Source organism: Chryseobacterium turcicum, assembly GCF_021010565.1.
Taxonomy (GTDB): Bacteria; Bacteroidota; Bacteroidia; order Flavobacteriales; family Weeksellaceae; genus Chryseobacterium; species Chryseobacterium turcicum.
Genome location: NZ_JAJNAY010000001.1, coordinates 2414810 through 2434946, shown reverse-complemented (window position 1 = coordinate 2434946; position 20137 = coordinate 2414810). Strand labels below are relative to the sequence as shown.

Below are 20137 nucleotides of genomic sequence, written 5' to 3'. Positions count from 1 at the left end.
TCTTGGCATAAGTATTCAAAACAATCTAAAAATGAATCATACAGACGCTGTAAAAGAAATCGTAAAAATCATTCCTGAATCTGAGGAAGAATTTAAAGAATCTTACAAAACCAAAACACCATTTATGGTAATCAGTGTTTTCACCAAACAAATAAAAAAGCTGATTAAAAATCACGATCAGAAAATTCTGATGAAGTCGATTACCAAGATGAATCTGCTTTACAACAAAGGAGATCAGGCATTAAAAAACGCTATCGAAAATATTTTCATCTATTCTTTAGATAGCCTTACGTTTTGCTGCGAACCGGCATACAAAGAATTGATTTTTGCGAGAATGTCTCCGGGTCTTCAAAATAATTATTTGCGTCAAGTTTATAAATCTGGAATTTAAAACTAAAAAAAAATGAAGTCTAAAATTAGAAAAATAGGGAACTGGAAACTCTTAAAAGCTACCCGTGAAAAACATAATCTTGAAATAATAACCATCAATATTGCTGTAATCCTTGGCGTGTTTGTCGCCGCAGCAATTCTACAGGTTAACTAAAAACAGATAAACAATGACCACAATTATTCTATTAGCAACAGCAGTTCTGCTATTCGTTTTGTTTTATAGCCTCATCGAATATTTCGAAAAAATTTAAAATGTTGAAAAAAATAAACAGATTCACTGCTGTAGAATATCTGAAAGTTTTTTTTCCAACAGTTAGAAAAGAGATTGTAGCGCTTTCTGAGCAAAATAATTTTCCAGGAGTTGTACAGGTTGCAGTAGATGATATAAAAGTGCTTACAGAAAATTCAAATGTACAGAAAATTAATATTTCAATTAAAAGAATGTACTGGATTTACAAAAATGGAAACTCTTACATCAGATACATTATAGAAAATCTTTTTGTACGTTCATTCGGAGCCTTAAGAAAAAATCTAAAACCACAACAATGGAAATTTATCTATCAGGAAATTCCAAAAGATTTTAGAAATGTGTACAGTGATCAAACAAAAAAAGATCAAAATTTAAAACTATAGATATGACCTTATTATTCCTTCTCTCAATAGCGATATTCATTTACATCTGCTATGTACTGGTAAAACCAGAGAAATTTTAAAAACAATTTAATAAGCAAATGAACCGCAAGATTATACATCAGTTAAAAGAATGGGGAATTCTGATTTTTTGGATCAGCTTCGTCATTGCTTTTTTATACTTGGTGATTTCCGTAAAAGAATTTGCATTAATTCATTAAACAAATTATGAACACTGAAGTTTTAGGCGTTGTAGCGATGTTTTTAATAACATTGCTACTGGCGATACCTTTTGGAAAGTATATTTCAAAAGTCTACACAGGAGAAAAAACATTTCTTGATCCTGTTTTCAAACCCATAGAGAGGTTTTTCTACAAAATATCAGGGATTAATACTGATCATGAAATGAACTGGAAGCAGCATCTCACAGCTCTTTTAACAATCAATGTCTTATGGTTTTTCCTAAGCATGTTGGTTTTGATGAATATGAGTTGGCTTCCTCTCAATCCAGACGGAAATCCGGATATGTCGCCGGATTTGGCATTCAATACAACCATTTCTTTCTTGGTTAATTGCAACTTACAGCATTATTCAGGAGAAACCGGGATGAGCTATCTGGGACAGATGTGGTTGATGTTCCTTCAATTTGTTTCTGCAGCAACAGGAATGGCTGCCTCAATCGTAATTTTTAAAGCTTTCAGAGAAAAATCTACCGAAAAACTGGGGAATTTTTACGACTATTTCCTTAAATCAACAACCAGAATTTTATTGCCTCTTTCATTTTTAATGGGTGTGGTAATGGTTTTTCAGGGAATGCCAATGACTTTCAGCGGGAAAGATAAAATGATTACACTCGAAGGTAAAAATGTAGACGTTTCTACAGGACCTGTTGCAGTATTTGTTCCGATTAAACATGTAGGAACTAATGGTGGAGGCTTTTTTGGAGCTAATGGAGCACATCCACTTGAAAACCCAACTTACTTTACCAATATGGTTGAGATGTTTGCTCAGTTTATCATTCCAATGGCAATGGTTTTTGCATTCGGACATTTTATCCGCAGAAAGAGATTCGGATATATGATTTTTGGAGTCATGACGGTTGGATTCCTTTTGTTGGCGGTACCGACAGTTATTATGGAAATGAATGGTAATCCCGCAATCAGTCAGATGGGAATTGACCAATCATTAGGTGCAATGGAAGGAAAAGAAATTCGTTTCGGAGCGGCGGCTTCAGGTTTTTGGAGTATTGTAACTACGGTTATTTCTACCGGGTCTATTAATTCTATGCATGACAGTGCAATGCCACTTTCAGGGATGACCCAAATGCTTGCCATGATGGTGAATGCTTTCTATGGCGGTGACGGAGCAGGAATCCTAAATATATTCATTTATATAATTCTTGCCGTATTCATCAGTGGACTAATGGTAGGCCGTACTCCTGAATTTATGGGTAAAAAAATTGAAGCCCGTGAAATGAAAATTGCGATGATTGTAGCACTATTTCATCCGTTTCTAATTCTTGTAGGAACTGCAATAGCTACTTATTTTCCGGAAGTGGGTACTTCTACACTCAATAATCCCGGATTTCATGGTTTCAGCGAAGTATTGTATGAATATACATCTTCTGCTGCCAACAACGGAAGTGGTTTCGAAGGCTTAGGCGATAATAATCTTTTCTGGAATATTTCTACAGGAATTGTATTGCTTCTCGGTCGTTTCTTGCCAATTATTGGTCCTATCGCAATTGCAGGATTACTGGCTAAGAAAAAATACATTCCGGAAGGGGAAGGAACGCTGAAAACTGATACCTCAACCTTTGGGTTAATGACTTTTGCAGTGATTGCCATTATTGCAGCACTAGCTTTCTTTCCGGCATTAGCTTTAGGGCCTATTGCAGAATATTTTTCAATGAAATCGCTATGATTTTGATACCTAATTAAATAAAATTCAGATTAAATTTAAAATAACAGAAATTAAAATGACTCAAAATAAATCTTTGTTTCAAAAAGAATTGGTTCAGGAAGCATTGAAACAGTCTTTTGTGAAACTAAATCCTAAACTAATGTTTAAAAACCCTGTCATGTTTCTCGTATGGCTTGGTACATTAGTAATGTTCTTTGTTAGCATCTGGACTTTGACAGGAGAAAAATCTCAGGGAAGCTTTGCGTATAATTTCACCGTATTTATCATTCTTCTACTGACTGTTCTGTTTGGAAACTTTGCCGAAGCCATTGCCGAAGCAAGAGGAAAAGCTCAGGCAGACAGTCTTCGTAAAACGAGAGAAGAAACTCCCGCAAAACTTCAAAATGGTGATACAATTTCGTCATCCAAATTACAGAAAGGAGATGTGTTTGTTTGTGAAGCAGGAGATATTATTCCTTCAGACGGAGAAATCATCGAAGGTCTTGCTACGATTGATGAAAGTGCGATTACCGGAGAATCTGCTCCCGTAATTCGTGAAGCAGGGGGTGATAAAAGCTCTGTAACAGGAGGAACAAAAGTTTTGTCAGATAAAATTGTAGTACAGGTAACTACGCAGCCGGGAGAAAGCTTTTTAGATAAAATGATTGCTTTAGTAGAAGGTGCTTCCAGACAGAAAACGCCGAACGAAATAGCATTAACCATTTTATTGGCAGGCTTTACATTAGTTTTTATTATTGTTTGTGTTACCTTAAAACCATTTGCTGATTATTCTAATGTTACAATCACTATTGCTTCGTTTATCTCTTTGTTTGTATGTCTTATTCCTACTACAATTGGTGGACTTTTATCAGCAATTGGAATTGCCGGAATGGATAGAGCGTTGCGCGCCAACGTGATTACAAAAAGTGGTAGAGCAGTAGAAACAGCAGGAGATATCGATGTTTTATTGCTAGATAAAACCGGAACAATCACCATCGGAAATCGTAAAGCAACAAGTTTTTATCCTGCTGACAAAGTTGATGAAAAACAATTAATAAAAGCAGCGGTTCTAAGCTCAATGGCAGATGAAACTCCTGAAGGAAAATCGATTATTGAGTTGGCTGGAATTAATCCTTTAAGCTATGAAATTAACAATCCTAAATTTATCAAATTTACTGCAGAAACCAGAAGCTCAGGAGTTGATTATGATGAAACCCGTATTCGAAAAGGAGCAACAGATGCTATTAGAAGAATATCAGAATCAGCCGGACATACTTTTCCTCAAGAAATAGATTTAAAAGTAAAAGAAATTTCTCAAAACGGAGGAACGCCTTTAGTAGTTTCAGAAAATGAAAAAGTTTTAGGAGTAATTGAGCTTCAGGACATTATTAAACCCGGAATCAGCGAACGTTTTGACCGTCTTAGAAAAATGGGTATTAAAACCGTAATGGTTACGGGTGATAATCCTTTAACGGCAAAGTTTATTGCTGAAAAAGCAGGGGTTGATGATTTTATCGCCGAAGCAAAACCGGAAGATAAAATGAATTACATCAAAAAAGAACAAAACGATGGTCGTTTGGTTGCGATGATGGGAGATGGTACCAATGATGCTCCAGCTTTAGCTCAGGCCGATGTAGGTGTTGCCATGAACAGCGGAACTCAGGCTGCAAAAGAAGCCGGAAATATGGTTGACCTAGATAATGACCCTACAAAACTGATAGAAGTTGTAGAAATTGGGAAGCAATTATTAATGACACGAGGAACATTGACGACATTCAGTATTGCCAATGATGTCGCCAAGTATTTTGCGATTATTCCGGCTTTGTTTATCACTGCAATTCCTGCTTTACAAGGTTTAAATATTATGAATCTTCACAGTCCGGAAAGTGCAATTTTGTCTGCGGTCATCTTCAATGCGATTATTATCCCGATATTAATTCCGTTGGCACTTAAAGGAGTGGCTTACAAACCTATTGGTGCATCGGCTTTGCTGAGACGCAATTTACTCATTTTTGGATTGGGTGGTGTGATAATTCCATTTATTGGTATTAAAATTATAGACCTCATCGTTTCCTTATTTTTCTAAATATCTAACTGGCTTGGCAAGGAGAGGCTTTATTATCTAATCACACTTTTCGTCCTTTTAACGATTCCATATCTTCTTGCCATTTGCCTTTCATTAAATTATTATAAAATGAAAACACATATTTTACCTGCAATAAAATTGACTGCTTTGTGCATCATTCTTCTTGCGATTGTTTATCCGATTTCTATTTGGGCAATTGCTCAGCTTTCACCAAATCATGGAAAAGGAGATTTGATTACACACAATGACAAAACCTACTATGCCAATATCGGACAGTCTTTTACCAGCGATAAATATTTTTGGTCAAGACATTCTGCGGTTGATTACAATGCTGCAGGTTCTGGAGGAAGCAACAAAGGTCCATCAAATGAAGAATATCTTAAATTAGTTCAGGCTCGTATTGATACTTTTTTAATGAAAAATCCGGGGATAGCAAAGTCAGAAATTCCTGCAGATTTAGTAACCGCAAGCGGAAGCGGTCTCGACCCGAATATTTCAGTTCAGGCTGCGAAAATTCAGGCAAAAAGAATTGCTAAAAGCAGAAACATGTATGAGAAAAAAATTAATGACCTCATCGCTCAACATACAGAAAAACCTTTGATGGGAATGTTTGGTCCTGAAAAAATCAATGTTCTTAAATTGAATATCGCACTAGACGAATTAAGCGGAAAATAAATTTAAAAAATCAATATTATCATCGTGAATTTTATTCAATGAAATTCTTTTATAGTACATGACAAAAACTTAAAATATCTTTTACCGCAAAAGTATCAAAAGAAATGATTGGGAAAAGAGACATTCAAAAGTTTACAAAATGTGAAATTTTGAATTGTTGTTTGTTTTGCTAGCTTTTGAATAACTTATTTCATTATAAATCTTTTGTTGCTTTTACGGTTAAAAAAAATGCCGTGTATTAAATAAATTCTCCCAAACTTTTTAATTTAAAAATCAATGAAAAAAATACTTTTTGTTTTGTCGGCCGTATGCGGAATTACTGCATCTGCTCAAAATGATTCAATCAATAAACCCTTTACTGTAAGCGGATATGCTGAAGTTTACTATACAGCAGATTTTAATAATCCTAAAAACAATAACCGACCGGGATTTGTGTACAGCCACAATAGAAATAATGAAGTCAATATCAATTTAGCTTTTATAAAAACAGCCTATAATACAGAAAATATACGAGCTAATCTTGCTCTTGCAGCAGGAACTTACATGAATGCCAATTATGCAGCCGAACAAGACGTGATGAAAAATGTGTATGAAGCTAATGCAGGTTTAAAAATCTCTAAAAAACATAATCTCTGGATTGATGCCGGAGTTTTCCCATCCCATTTAGGTTTTGAAAGTGCAATAGGAAAAGATAACTGGACACTCACAAGAAGTCTTTTCGCAGACAATTCTCCCTATTTCGAAACGGGAGCAAAGATTTCTTATACTTCAGAAAGCGGAAAATGGTTTGTAAGTGGTTTGGTTCTCAACGGTTGGCAACGCATTCAAAGAGTTGATGGAAATTCTACTCCTGCATTCGGGCATCAACTGATATTTAAGCCTAATGAAAAATTGACTCTAAACAGCAGCTCGTTCATAGGAAATGATAAGCCCGACAGTATTCGACAGATGAGGTATTTTCATAATCTGTATGCAATCTATCAAATCAATAAAAAGTTTGGATTGACTGCCGGCTTCGATATCGGAGCCGAACAAAAAGTAAAAGGAAGTAATCAATATAATATTTGGTATACTCCGGTTTTAATTGTAAAATACAATGCCACCGATAAACTGAGTTTTACAGTAAGAGGAGAATATTATCAGGATGAAAAAGGAGTCATTATTTCTACAGGTACAGAAAATGGTTTCAAAACTTTCGGATATTCTTTAAACTTAGACTATCAGATTTCCCCCAATCTTGTCTGGCGAACTGAAATTAGAAATTTAAGTAGTAAAGATGCTATCTTTATGAACAGAACAGATGAGTTTAATAAAAATAGTTTGACAGCAACTACAGCATTGGCAATTTCATTTTAATAAAAATAAAATTTGACTTTTTAACCATTAAGATAATTGATTGATTTAAGAATGTTGCTAAATCATTCATCTAGGTGAATCTTAAAAAGTATGAATTGTTTTATTCTTAAAAACTAAATGCTCTTAATGGTTAAAAAGATTTATAAATTAAACCAATGAATGAATCACGAAAATCTGCAGAAGAATTTCTTCACCTGATTAACAGTTCAAAACGCGGTAAACTGAAAATTTACATCGGGATGAGTGCAGGCGTAGGAAAAACCTACAGAATGCTGCAGGAAGCTCATGTACTTCTTCAAAACGGAATTGATGTGAAAATAGGATATGTGGAAACGCATAATCGTAAAGAAACGCACGATTTATTGGAAGGTTTGCCTATTATTCCCAGAAGAAAATTATTTTACAAAGGCAAAGAGCTTGATGAACTTGATGTTCCTGCGATTATTGTTCTCCGTCCAGAAATTGTGATTATCGATGAGTTGGCGCATACTAATATTGAAGGTAGCAAAAATAAAAAAAGATGGCAGGATGTTTTTGAGATTTTAGATGCCGGAATTAATGTCATCAGCGCAGTGAATATTCAGCATTTGGAAAGCCTCAATGATGAGGTGAAAACTGTCACAGGAATAGAAGTCACAGAAAGAATTCCAGACACTGTTTTGGCTTCTGCTGATGAGGTTGTGAATATTGACCTTACCGCTGATGAATTGATTACCCGACTAAAAGAAGGGAAAATTTACGACCAAAGTAAAATCTCTTCTGCGCTGAGTAATTTTTTTAAAAATGAAAATATTCTTCAGCTTCGTGAGTTAGCATTGAAAGAAGTAGCGTCGCAGGTGACCAGAAAAGTGGAAACCGAAATTATAACCGGAAAGACTTTAAAAAAAGAAAGATTTCTTGCCTGCATCAGCTCAAACGAAACAACGGCTAAAAATGTAATCAGAAAAACGGCAAGGTTGGCAAGTTACTATAACAGTCAGTGGTTTTTGTTATATGTACAGGTTCCTCGTGAGTCGGCAGACAGAATTGCATTGAATAAACAAAGACATCTCATCAATAACTTCAGATTAGCTACAGAATTGGGTGCAGAAATCATCAAAGTTCAAAGTGAAAATATTGCAATGACAATTATGGAACAATGTGAAGAACGTAAGATTACCACCGTATGTATTGGCAAACCACATCTGGATATCTGGAGAATAATTCTGGCAACAGACACTTTCAATTCCTTGCTCAAAAGACTTTCAAAACAGAACGTAGATTTAGTAATTTTGTCATAATGAAAATAAAAACAAAACTTAATGCAGGGGTTGGTCTGCTGTTTTTTATGATAATTGTACTGTCTGTTTTGGGTGGATGGTTTATTTATCAGCTTAAAAAAGATACACAGAATATTCTTACGGATAACTATAACACCTTGCAGTATTCCCGAAATATGCTGCTGTCGCTTGAAGAAATAGGTACGGAGCCTTTTGCAATAGCCGAATTTCAGAAGAATCTTGATTTGCAGCGAAAGAATATTACAGAAGATGGTGAAAAAGAAGCAACAAAAAATATATTCAGTCATTTTTCAGATTTAAAAAATGATAAAGAGAATTTAGCTTTACATTCAGCTATTCGAAAAGATATTGCCGAATTGATGCAGCTCAATATGAACGCCATCCAAATTAAAAGCGGAATTGCCAATAGAACAGCACAAAATGCAATTGCCGTTATCTCTATCGCCGGAACGTTATGTTTTTTGATTGCTTTTATTCTGATGGTCAATCTTCCCGCCAATATTTCAAACCCGATTCGTGAATTAACTTCTAGTATTCATCAAATTGCCAATCAAAATTACAGACAACGCGTGCAGTTTGAGAGCAACAGTGAGTTTGGCGAATTGGCGAAATCTTTTAATACAATGGCCGAAAAACTTCATGAATATTCTGAAAGCAGAATCGATAAAATTTTAAAAGGAAAAAAGCGCATCGAAACACTTATTGACAATATGCATGATGCGGTAATTGGGATTGACGAAAACAGAAAAGTTCTTTTTGTGAATGATGAAGCTTTAAAAGTTTCAGGTCTTAAAAAGGAAAACTTTGTAGGTAAGCTTATTCAGGATGTCGCAGTGAGTAATGATTTGGTACGTGACCTTATTAAGGAAATCATTGATCCGAATACAGAGAAAAATCCTTCAGAATTATTAAAAATCTTTGTAGAAGGCAAAGAAAATTATTTTGAAAAAGAAATTTTAGATATCAATGTAATTCCTACCGGTGAAAATGACAGTCGTTTTATTGGTCAGGTAATTATGCTTCGAAATATTACACCTTTTAAAGAGCTTGATTTGGCTAAAACCCGTTTTATAGGTACGGTTTCTCATGAATTTAAAACTCCTATTTCCTCAATACAAATGGGATTGCAGCTCTTAGAAAATGAAAAAATTGGTAGTCTGAATGAAGAACAGCAAAAACTCGTTAAAGGAATTGATGAAGACGCTCTTAGATTGCTTAAAATAACTTCTGAACTACTAAATATTGCTCAATTAGAAACAGGAGTAAGCCAATTGAATATTCGTCCGTTTCAGATAGGTGCAATGCTTGAAGAGGTTATTAAAACCAATAAATCGGCAGCAGATAAAAAGCAAATCTCGATGATTACAGATATCGATTCTAGATTAAATATAATGAGTGCTGACCAAGAAAAAACATTGTGGGTACTCAATAATATTGTTTCTAATGCAATTCGTTACTCTTTCGAGAGCTCAAATGTCATCATAAAAGTAGAAAAGATTGATGTTGACCAAGTGAAATTTTCTGTAAAAGATGAAGGGATGGGTATTGAAGAGCAATATCTAAAACATATTTTCACAAGATATTTCAGAGTTCCCGGTACCAAAGCTGAAGGAACAGGTTTAGGGCTCAGTATTAGTAAAGAGTTTATTGAAGCGCAGAGCGGAAGTATTGCTGTAGAAAGTGAGATAGAAAAGGGTAGTACTTTTAGTATCATTTTACAACTTAATTCATAAAATATACATTTAGTAAGCCACGAATATCATTAAGTAGAATTTGAAAAAATATTCGTGCATTCGTGGCAAAAAAACAACCAGTTTAGCCAAAATAAAAAGAAGCTGAAAATACTATTTTCAGCTTCTTTTATCTTTTAAATTACTCTTTAGTTGAGTGGTTTACGTCCAGAAATAACATTAATTAGTCATACCTTAAAATGTATTTAATTTATTGTATTTCAGTGTTTTAGTTAAACAAAACACATAAACTCTATCTTCTAAATCGCCAAAAAGTTGTATTTTAGAGTATAGAAAGCGGCAATATGTTAGGCAAAATAAAACAAGATTTACAACAGAATTTATTTAAAACCAGACTCACGGAACTCATTAATATGGAGCATCCACTTGTGCAATTAGCACATGAGCTTGATTGGGATCATTTGGAACAGGAGTTTGAAAAATTCTTTTCAACCCACGGAAGACCTTCTGTTGCCATTCGTAAAATTGCCGGTTTATTACTTTTGAAAGAACTCTTTAAAGAAAGCGATGAATCCGTTGTGGAAAGATGGATAGAGAACGCCTATTGGCAATATTTCACGGGAGAAACCTTTTTTCAAACCGCACAACCATTTGATCCAAGCCAGTTCGTTCATTTCAGAAAAAGGATAGGAGAAAGAGGTCTGGAATATTTGTTGAGTCAAAGCGTAAAGCTTCATCCGAGAGCAAAATTTGAAAAAGAAGTTCAAATAGACACGACGGTTCAGGAGAAAAACATCACTTTTCCCACGGATGCAAAACTGGCAAAAAAAGTGATTGACAATTGCGTGAAAATAGCTAAAAAAGAAGGTATTCCCCAGAGGCAAACCTACAAAAGAGTGAGCAAACAATTGCTGAGAGATGCGTATTTTGGTCATCATCCGCGACGAAAAAAGAAAGCATTGATGTCACGGAAAAAGCTTCGGACTTTGGGAAAAAGACTACTTCGTGAATTGGAGAGAAAATTACCGGAAACTATTTTAGAAAACTACAAACTGGAGTTTGAAAAGTATCAAAAAGTTTTGACCCAAGAGCGAACTACGAAAGATAAGATTTACAGTTTGCACGAGCCCCAAACTTCGTGTATCGCAAAAGGGAAATCGGGGAAGGCTTATGAATTTGGGTCAAAAGTAGCGGTTGTGAGAGGAAGAAAAACGGGTGTTATCACTTCCATAAAAAGATTTTCAGGGAATCCACATGACAGCAAAACTTTAGAAGAATCTCTAGCCCAAAGCCAAAGGGTTCGAGAATTAATTGGCGGAACAAGACCTGAAATAGCGAGTACAGATCGTGGTTTTCGAGGAGTAAAAGAAATAGAGGGAACCGAAATTTTAATTCCACAAAATAAAAAAGCAAGCACCAAATATGGTCAAGAAGTTGCCAGAAAAAGATTCCGAGCGAGAGCAGCCATTGAGCCTTGTATCTCTCATTTAAAAAGAAACCATTCTTTAGGTTTAAACTTTCTAAAAGGAGTAATAGGAGATATCCATAATGCTATTTTAGCGGGGATAGGATACAACTTAAAGCTTCGATTAAATCACATCAAAGCCCAAATTATTTTTTGCTTTCAAATAATATTCAACTTTTCAACAAAAAACAAAGCCACTATTTTTGTTGAAACTAAAATAGTGGCTTTTTAAGGAATGACTAATTAGTACTACAATTATTGCAATAACTAAAAGAACGTGAATTAAACTTCCAGTGTCCATTCCTGGAATTACTCCGAGCATTCCTAGTAGCCAAATTACGATGCAGATTACTGCAACAAGCCATAATATACTTCTCATAATAATAAATTTTTGGTTGGTACGTAGATATATGCATTTTCTGTGCCTTAATTGGCTTTGAGCTTTATTTTACATTTTAATCATTTTAGTTTACAGCTGGTTTACAGTTGCTTAAATTCTGTAAAGTGGTATGTTTTTTTGTGATTTTAAAATATAAAGACGTTTATCTTTAATTGTCGTGACTGAAAAAAAGAAAATTGCCCACATAATGCAGGCAATTTAATATCATAATAATATAGTTGATACTGGTATATTTCATAAATATCAACTAATATGCCATGCATAGATTGTGTGGTATCTAAACTTTTATTTTTTTTCAATCGAATAAGATTATTATATTACTAATCATAAAGTACTATAGCTCATAATTCTATATCGTTTAAATCTTAATTTTTTAGCCTTTTTTATTCCAATCGATTCTCGGGGTTTCTAAAATTTTGTAATGTAGGTAAAGCTTTCAGAGTAATTTTTGTAGGCTTTTTCTTTTTAGCTTTTTCTGTACCTAATTGCTTGCTAATTTCAGTTTTTTCTCCCTTTACGAGGTCAAATTTTGTTTCAGTTGTCGTGTCTTTGCCATCCCAAATGATTTTGGTAATCTGAATTAATTCAAATTTTCCATTCTGATAACGGAATGTATAGTACTCTTTTACATCTTTTATTTCACAATAAAGAATAAGATTTCCATTTTCAATAAGTACACTCGGAACTTGATCGCCCCCATATTTTCCATTAGGATATTGAGGGTTGAAAATCTCTTTCGAAGAAAATTCTAATCTGAGCTTTCGGTTCGATTGCAGTAAAAAAATCTGTAGTTTTAGTGGTTGCTGTGCATCAACAGTATCCATTGTTAAAACAACCTTATCCTGCAGTCCGTCTCTGTTCAGGTCGCCTAATTCTTCTCTTACGCGTACCGTAAAATGTTCTGTGTTGTTCTGTTGTTGCGCATAGACATTCAATGAAGTGAAAACTAAAAATATCAGCAATGTGTTTTTCATGGTTTTGGTAAAAGTTTATGATCGGATTGTTTTTTTTGAACAAAAATTTACATCATCGATGGTAAGTTTAAAACAAAAAAATATCCAAATTTTAACGGACAAGATAAACAAAATCAGGAGAATAATGAAAAGATATTTACTGGGTAAGATATTCTGTTTTAGAAGATTATTATTTTGGAACTGAAGGAGGGATTATTTTTATAATCATTGTTTTTTTCAAACTAAGCTAATTTTCTCTTAAATAATCAGCAGTCAAATTTATCATATTTGAAATATTTTCTGTTAATTATTTAGAATAAATTATTGATAATGTAGAATATGATAAAAATGGTTTATAAATAACTGTTTATCGGATAATTGTAAGTATTTTTGATTCAGAAGAATATAATAAATAATTGCTTTTACCTTAGATATGATCTTAATCGTCGATGACAACCAAAACAATCTTTTTTCATTAAAAAAACTATTAAAATCCAAAGATTTTCAGGTAGATACCGCAGATTCGGGTCCCGAAGCATTGGGAAAAGCATTAAAAAATGATTATGCCTTAATTATTTTGGATGTGCAAATGCCGGAAATGGATGGGTTTGAAGTTGCCGAAACTCTTGCCGGATACAGCAGAACCAAAGATATTCCGATTATTTTCTTGTCAGCTGTTAATACAGAGAAAAGATTTATTACAAAAGGGTACGCTTCTGGGGGAAAAGATTACGTTACAAAACCTGTAGATTCTGAAATTCTACTCTTAAAAGTAAAAACATTTTACAACTTTCAAGAGCAGAATATTGCGATGAAAAAAACACAGCAGAGTCTGGAGCTTGAAGTAAAAGGTCGACGCGAATCTCAAGTTACCATGAAGTCTCAAATTGATCACTTCCATCTCATGCTGGAGTCTTTACCACAAATTGCATTTACGCTTAACGAACAAGGAACTGTGGATTTTGTGAATGGAAAATGGTACGAATACTCTCATTCCGACACTATTTTTCCCGAAACTCATCCCGATGACTTCTGTATTTTAGAAGAATTTGCCCGTTGCAAAAAGAAAGGAAAAGCACTCGAATTAGAAATCAGAATAAAAAATATAAAATCAGGGGAATTTAGATATCATCTCCTTCGTGTTACTCCGGTGCGTGAAGAGAATGCAGTCAAAAACTGGGTAGGAACTTTTACCGATATCAATGATCAGAAAAAAGTAGAGAAAGAAAAAGACGAATTTTTGAGTATTGCAAGTCATGAGTTGAAAACTCCTTTAACGAGTATTAAGGCTTACGTTCAGCTTTTAGACCGAAAATTAAAATTAAATAAAGAAAGCGCAGAAGCTGGATTTATGGTGAAAGTTCAGGATCAGATCGAAAAACTCAATACACTTATCTCAGATTTGCTGGATGTTTCTAAAATCGAAAACGGAAAACTTAAAATCAATAAAAAACCTACCAATCTTGATCAGCTAATACAAAATGCAATCGAGACCATTCTTCAGACTCACGACGAAAAAAGAGTGAAAATTGATCGCCATGGTTATATTCCGGATATTCTTATTCCTTTAGATGCCATTCGTATTGAGCAGGTTTTGATTAATTTTTTAACCAATGCCATCAAATATTCTCCGGAGAATCATCAGGTAATCGTTACCACATTTGTTGACGAAGAAGAGCAGGAAGTAAAGGTGAGTATTACCGATTTTGGAATTGGTATTCCAGATTTTAAGCAGGAAGCTGTTTTTCACAAATTTTACCGTGTCGAAGAATCTTCACTTCAGTTTCAGGGAATGGGAATTGGTCTTTACATCTGCTCGGAGATTATCAAACAGCATCACGGAAATATAGGAGTTTCGAGTGTTTTAGACGAAGGTTCTACATTTTATTTCACATTACCATTAAATTAATTTTATGCCGAAAAAAATACTAAGAAATCTGCAGTTTGGGGTCGGTTTTTCATTATTGATATTAATTGCAAGCTCAATTGCTTCATATCTGAGTATTCAGAACCAAATGGATCATCGTGAAAGCGTTGGGAAAAGCAGACGTTCGGCAACTGCTGTAAAAGATGTTTTAGTAGCTCTTTTGGATGCCGAAACCGGAAGCAGAGGCTATCAACTTACCGGAAGAGAGAGTTTTCTTGAACCTTATAACCGTAGTTTAAATGAATATTCTAATGCTATAGCGCTTGCAAAACGTTTAGATGTATCAGATAAAGCGCAGGAAAAGCGTTTAAATATTTTAGAGGAAAATGTTGAAAAAAGCATCAACAATCTGAAATTTTATGTTGAAAACAGACGCAAAGGTATTGTGATGACTCAACAGCAGATTTTAGAGAGTAAGGTGTATATGGACAAATGCCGTCAAGTGGTAAAAGACTTTGTACAGTATGAAGAAGCTCAGCTCGAAATAAAAAATAAAGACCTCAACCGTTCATCGAATACAACGGTTTTATTCATCATATTTTCAGCACTTTCAGCAATTGTAGTGACGGTGTTTTTCTACTTAAAACTTAGGTCAGATCTTGTGCGTAGAGAAAAGCTTGAAAAAGATTTAAGAGATAAAGATGCGCAAATATCAAGAAGGGTAACTGCTATTCAGCAAATTGCAAACCGAGTAGCCAATGGTGATTACAGTCAAAAAGTAGTAGATAACTCGCAAGACGACTTGGGAGATTTGGTAGGCTCTCTTAATCACATGACAGATTCTTTGAAAATAGCTTTCGAAACCATTAATAAAAGTGATTGGAAACAGAAAGGTTTAGCATTATTAAACGAATCTTTAGTAGGAAATAAATCGGTAAAAGAAGTGTCAGAAAAATCTCTGAATCAAATTATCGAATATGGAAAATGCATCAACGGATCTTTATACGTTTTTGATGAAGGAATTTTAAGACTAAATTCAGCTTTTGGCTTAGAAAGCGGTATGAAAAAAAGTTTTGAGCCCGGTGAAGGAATGATTGGTCAAGCTTTCGTTAACGAAAAACCTAAAGTCTATAACGATCTTAAAGAAGATGATTTTGTAGTAAGCTTTGCAAGCAGCAAGCTGAAAGTAAATGCTTTATTGTTGATTCCTATATTTTCTGATGGCAACAGCATAGGTGTTTTAGAATTGGCGTCGATTACTAATTTTGAGGAGGATAAAGTAGATTTCTTTGTAGAAGGAACTCGAAATATAGGAATAGCGCTCAACGCAGCAAAAGGGCGCGAAAAAGAACAGCAGTTGTTGGAAGAAACACAAGCTCAGTCTGAGGAATTACAAGTACAACATTCTGAATTAGAAAATCTAAATACAGAACTAGAGGCTCAAACTCAAAAACTTCAGGCTTCAGAGGAAGAATTGAGAGTACAGCAGGAAGAACTGATGCAGGCAAACGCTGAATTGGAGGAACGTTCCAGACTATTGGAAGATAAAAATCATCTGATTGCCGAAAGAAATAACGAAATTCAGAAAAAGGTTGAAGAACTGGCTTTAAGCACAAAGTATAAATCTGAGTTTTTAGCAAACATGTCTCATGAGTTGCGTACACCTTTGAATTCTATCCTTCTTCTTTCCCGACTGATGGCAGAAAATCCTGAAGAAAATCTGAATGAAGATCAGGTAGAATCAGCAAAAGTAATTCAAAGTTCAGGAAGCAGTCTTTTGACATTGATTGACGAAATTTTAGATTTAGCGAAAATAGAATCCGGGAAAATGACTTTAGAATATCATGATGTTGAAATTTCTGAAGTTGTAAAAGATTTGAAAAACCTCTTTAATCCCGTATTTCTAGATAAAAAACTTCAATTTAATATCGAAATTGATCAGGAGGTTGAAAAAACGATTGAAACAGACCGTTTACGTGTCGATCAGGTATTAAGAAATCTTCTTTCGAATGCATTGAAGTTTACAAAAAAGGGAAGTATTAATTTAAATATTAAAAAAGACCCTAAAAATAAAGATTTCGTCATTTTCTCAGTAAAAGACACCGGAATCGGAATTGCAGAAGATAAACAGCAAATTATTTTTGAAGCCTTTCAACAAGCAGACGGTTCTACACGCAGACAGTTTGGAGGAACAGGTTTAGGATTATCAATAAGCCGAGAAATTGCAAGATTATTAGGCGGAGAACTTAGTGTAAGAAGCAAGGTAAATGAAGGAAGTGAGTTTAATTTAATCATTCCAATCAAACCGATTGCTGAAATCACAAAATATGAAACCGATCAGCAATTAGTAGATATCATTCGTGAAGACGTAGAAGAAATTCAGAATATTCTGGATGATGGTGAAACGGAATATTATGAAAATATTGTTCTTGAAATCCCTGAAAATGTAGAAGATGACAGAGATAATATCAGCGAAGATGATAAAGTGATTTTGATTATTGAAGATGATATCAACTTCGCAAAAGCTTTATTAAAATATGCAAGAATACAGGATTATAAAGGCGTTGTTGTCGTAAGAGGAGATTACGCTTTAGCTGCGGCAAAACAATATCATCCACAAGCAATTTTACTCGATGTACAGCTTCCCGTAAAAGACGGATGGAAGGTGATGGATGAATTAAAATCAACGCCTGAAACAAAACATATTCCGGTGCACATGATGTCTGTGCTTCATGTAAAGAAAGAAAGTTTGATGAAAGGGGCGATTGATTTTATTAATAAACCCATGGCTTTAGATCAGATGGCAGATGTTTTTAAAAAAATTGAAGAAGCCATTAGAAAATCTCCACAGAAAGTATTGATTGTGGAAGAAAATGCCAAACATGCGAGTGCTTTGTCTTATTTCTTAAGCAATTTTAATATCTCTTTATCTATTGAGAATAATGTGGAAAATGTTGTGAAAGCATTAACTTCTAACCAAACCGATTGTGTGATTTTAGACATTGGCGATTCTCGTGGTAATGAATATCAGGTAATCGAATCTATAAAAAGCTATGAAGGTCTTGAAAATCTTCCGATTATTATTTTTACAGAAAGAAACCTGTCTCAATCTGAGGAGTTGAAAATTAAGCAATATGCAGACTCTATCGTGGTGAAAACTGCGCATTCTTATCAAAGAATTTTAGATGAAGTAGGTTTATTTTTACATTTAGTGGAAGAGAAAAATAATTCTTTGGAAAATGTTAGAACGAAAACGTTAGGCTCATTAACAGAAGTTTTGAGTGGTAAAAAGATTCTGATTACCGATGATGATGCCCGAAATATTTTCTCTTTAACCAAATCTTTAGAAAAATATAAAGTGGAAGCTATTGTTGCAATGGATGGAAAGCATGCTTTGGAACAAATTAAGCAAAATCCTGATATTGATGTTATCTTAATGGATATGATGATGCCCGAAATGGATGGGTATGAGACCATTCAGGAAATCAGAAAAATGCCGAAATTTGCGAAGCTTCCAATTATTGCCATTACTGCAAAAGCGATGATAGGAGACCGCCAGAAATGTATCGATGCAGGAGCTTCAGATTATATTTCAAAACCGGTAGATATCGATCAGTTATTGTCCCTGCTAAGAGTATGGTTGTATGAAATTTAAATGATGAATAAGAAGATTTTAATAGTGGACGATGATCCACGCAATATATTTGCTCTCAAACTGACCCTGAAAGCAAGAGGATATCAAATCGAAAGCTCTACAATGGCTTTAGAAGCTATTGATATGCTTAAAAGTGATAAAGATATTTCTGTAGTTTTAATGGATATGATGATGCCCGAAATGGATGGTTATGAAGCCATAAAAATTATCCGAAATACACCGGAGATTGCTGATGTCTATATTATCGCAGTTACTGCACAGGCAATGCCTGAAGATCGCCAGAAATGTCTGGATGCAGGAGCACGGGATTATGTATCAAAGCCTATAAACGTTGATTTATTATTAACAGCTCTCGAAAAACTTTCTTAAATGCTCGAACCAAGTATTGTAAAAGATGAAGAGGTAGAATATCTTATTAAAGATGTCTACGAACTGTACGGATATGATTTTTCTGAGTACAGCAGAGCCTCTTTTAAACGAAGAATAAACCGTATCTGCCTTATAGACAGATTTACGAGCTTTGCCGAGTTACGTTACACCCTCATCAATGAGCCTGAATACTTGAAGCGTTTTGTAGAAGAAGTAACAGTGAATGTAACCGAAATGTTCAGAGATCCTTATTTTTTCAAAGGGTTAAGAGAAAAAATATTACCCCAATTGGGAACTTATCCTTTAATCAGAATTTGGGTGGCAGGTTGCTCTACAGGTGAAGAAGCATATTCTATAGCTATTTTATTGAAAGAAGCCAATTTGTATCATAAGTCTTTAATCTATGGAACAGATCTGAATCCTTCGGTTTTAGAGACGGCAAGAGCAGGAGTTTTCCCATTACAGCAAATGAAACTATATTCTGAAAACTATAGGTTATCGGGTGGAAAAAAAGATTTTTCAGATTATTACACTGCGAATTACGACAGTGCAAAATTTGATAAAAGCCTGCAGGAGAAGCTTATTTTATCGACACATAATTTGGTTTCAGACAGTTCATTTAACAGCTTTCAACTGATTATCTGCAGAAACGTTCTTATTTATTTTGATCGTGGTTTGCAGGAAAGGGTTTTCAAACTTTTTGATAACAGTTTAGAAAATTTAGGCTTTTTGGCTTTAGGAGGAAAAGAAACCATTAGATTTTCTAAATTAGACAAAAATTTTCATCAGGTTGATGACCAGAGAATCTGGAAAAAAATAGATCATAACTAATATTTTACCATGCATACTGAAAGCTCAAATACCGAATTGGTTTTAATCGGCGGATCCGCAGGAAGTCTGCAGGTAATTTTAGAAATGATTAAAAATTTAAATGAAAATTTAAACTTTCCGATTATATTGGTATTGCACAGAAAAGCGCAGTCAACCAATATCTTGCAGACTTTACTTCAACAGTTTATTTCAACAGAAGTAGTAGAGATTGATGATAAAACAGATATTAAAAAAAATAAAATTTATATCGTCCCAGCAGATTATCATCTTTTATTTGAAAACAAAAAAATGATGTCTCTAGACAGTTCTGAAAAGATGAATTACTCTCGGCCGTCAATAGATGTTACTTTTAAATCTGCAGCAGAAATTTATGGTAAAACTTTGGTAGGAATTTTGCTATCTGGAGCCAATGCAGACGGAGTAGAAGGATTGTCTTACATTAAAAAAAATAATGGCAAAGTCTGGATTCAAAACCCGGAAACGGCAGAAGTAAATTATATGCCCAAACATGCTGTGGAAGGCGTAAAGTATGATTTGCTTATAAGACCCGATAATCTGGCAGATTATATCAATCAGTTATAAAAAAT

General features: G+C 34.4%; 18 protein-coding genes. 16 read left to right on the top strand and 2 right to left on the bottom strand.

The features are described 5' to 3' along the window. Positions 1 to 31: 31 nt before the first annotated feature. The 11 genes from LO744_RS11075 (at position 32) to LO744_RS11030 (ending at position 11707) form a co-directional block, all read left to right on the top strand. A complete protein-coding gene (locus tag LO744_RS11075) occupies positions 32 to 391 on the top strand; it encodes a DUF7674 family protein (RefSeq protein WP_230669324.1) in 360 nt (119 codons plus the stop codon). A 12-nt stretch (positions 392 to 403) separates the two neighbouring features. Further along, entirely contained in the window at positions 404 to 544 is a 141-nt protein-coding gene (locus tag LO744_RS11070; RefSeq protein WP_230669323.1) for a hypothetical protein, read from the top strand. Positions 545 to 642: 98 nt separating this feature from the next. Continuing rightward, positions 643 to 1023 (top strand): DUF7674 family protein, encoded by a 381-nt coding sequence (locus LO744_RS11065; protein WP_230669322.1) that lies wholly within the window; start codon positions 643 to 645, stop codon positions 1021 to 1023. 2 nt (positions 1024 to 1025) lie between these two features. Next, positions 1026 to 1103 (top strand): potassium-transporting ATPase subunit F, encoded by a 78-nt coding sequence (locus LO744_RS20460; protein WP_394799523.1) that lies wholly within the window; start codon positions 1026 to 1028, stop codon positions 1101 to 1103. 145 nt (positions 1104 to 1248) lie between these two features. Further along, complete coding sequence (gene kdpA / locus LO744_RS11060) at positions 1249 to 2943, top strand: potassium-transporting ATPase subunit KdpA (RefSeq protein WP_230669321.1); 1695 nt, start codon at positions 1249 to 1251, stop codon at positions 2941 to 2943. Positions 2944 to 2998: 55 nt separating this feature from the next. Further along, the gene (kdpB, locus tag LO744_RS11055; protein WP_230669320.1) at positions 2999 to 5008 is read left to right on the top strand and encodes a potassium-transporting ATPase subunit KdpB; all 2010 of its coding nucleotides are present in this window, start codon (positions 2999 to 3001) and stop codon (positions 5006 to 5008) included. 108 nt (positions 5009 to 5116) lie between these two features. Then, complete coding sequence (locus tag LO744_RS11050; protein WP_230669319.1) at positions 5117 to 5683, top strand: K(+)-transporting ATPase subunit C; 567 nt, start codon at positions 5117 to 5119, stop codon at positions 5681 to 5683. A 276-nt stretch (positions 5684 to 5959) separates the two neighbouring features. Further along, a complete protein-coding gene (locus tag LO744_RS11045; RefSeq protein WP_230669318.1) occupies positions 5960 to 7039 on the top strand; it encodes a porin in 1080 nt (359 codons plus the stop codon). A 155-nt stretch (positions 7040 to 7194) separates the two neighbouring features. Then, the gene (locus LO744_RS11040; protein ID WP_230669317.1) at positions 7195 to 8319 is read left to right on the top strand and encodes a sensor protein KdpD; all 1125 of its coding nucleotides are present in this window, start codon (positions 7195 to 7197) and stop codon (positions 8317 to 8319) included. Further along, positions 8319 to 10052 (top strand): sensor histidine kinase, encoded by a 1734-nt coding sequence (locus LO744_RS11035; protein ID WP_230669316.1) that lies wholly within the window; start codon positions 8319 to 8321, stop codon positions 10050 to 10052. Before LO744_RS11040 ends, LO744_RS11035 begins: the two co-directional genes overlap by 1 nt. 302 nt (positions 10053 to 10354) lie before the next feature. Next, entirely contained in the window at positions 10355 to 11707 is a 1353-nt protein-coding gene (locus LO744_RS11030; RefSeq protein ID WP_230669315.1) for an IS5 family transposase, read from the top strand. Here the strand turns inward: LO744_RS11030 and LO744_RS11025 are convergent. Continuing rightward, a complete protein-coding gene (locus tag LO744_RS11025; protein WP_230669314.1) occupies positions 11654 to 11854 on the bottom strand; it encodes a lmo0937 family membrane protein in 201 nt (66 codons plus the stop codon). The genes LO744_RS11030 and LO744_RS11025 overlap by 54 nt on opposite strands. 404 nt (positions 11855 to 12258) lie before the next feature. After that, on the bottom strand, positions 12259 to 12849 hold the full coding sequence (locus tag LO744_RS11020; RefSeq protein WP_230669313.1) for a hypothetical protein: 591 nt from the start codon (positions 12847 to 12849) through the stop codon (positions 12259 to 12261). A gap of 412 nt (positions 12850 to 13261) precedes the next feature. On the opposite strand from LO744_RS11020, the gene LO744_RS11015 reads away from it, so the two are divergent. The 5 genes from LO744_RS11015 to LO744_RS10995 are packed head-to-tail and all read left to right on the top strand — an operon-like array spanning position 13262 to position 20132. Continuing rightward, complete coding sequence (locus tag LO744_RS11015) at positions 13262 to 14737, top strand: hybrid sensor histidine kinase/response regulator (RefSeq protein WP_230669312.1); 1476 nt, start codon at positions 13262 to 13264, stop codon at positions 14735 to 14737. Between the two features lie 4 nt (positions 14738 to 14741). After that, positions 14742 to 18350 (top strand): response regulator, encoded by a 3609-nt coding sequence (locus tag LO744_RS11010; RefSeq protein WP_230669311.1) that lies wholly within the window; start codon positions 14742 to 14744, stop codon positions 18348 to 18350. Between the two features lie 24 nt (positions 18351 to 18374). Next, the gene (locus LO744_RS11005; protein WP_317207250.1) at positions 18375 to 18719 is read left to right on the top strand and encodes a response regulator; all 345 of its coding nucleotides are present in this window, start codon (positions 18375 to 18377) and stop codon (positions 18717 to 18719) included. Beyond that, on the top strand, positions 18720 to 19550 hold the full coding sequence (locus LO744_RS11000) for a CheR family methyltransferase (protein WP_230669309.1): 831 nt from the start codon (positions 18720 to 18722) through the stop codon (positions 19548 to 19550). Positions 19551 to 19559: 9 nt separating this feature from the next. Then, the gene (locus tag LO744_RS10995; RefSeq protein ID WP_230669308.1) at positions 19560 to 20132 is read left to right on the top strand and encodes a chemotaxis protein CheB; all 573 of its coding nucleotides are present in this window, start codon (positions 19560 to 19562) and stop codon (positions 20130 to 20132) included. Positions 20133 to 20137 lie beyond the last annotated feature (5 nt).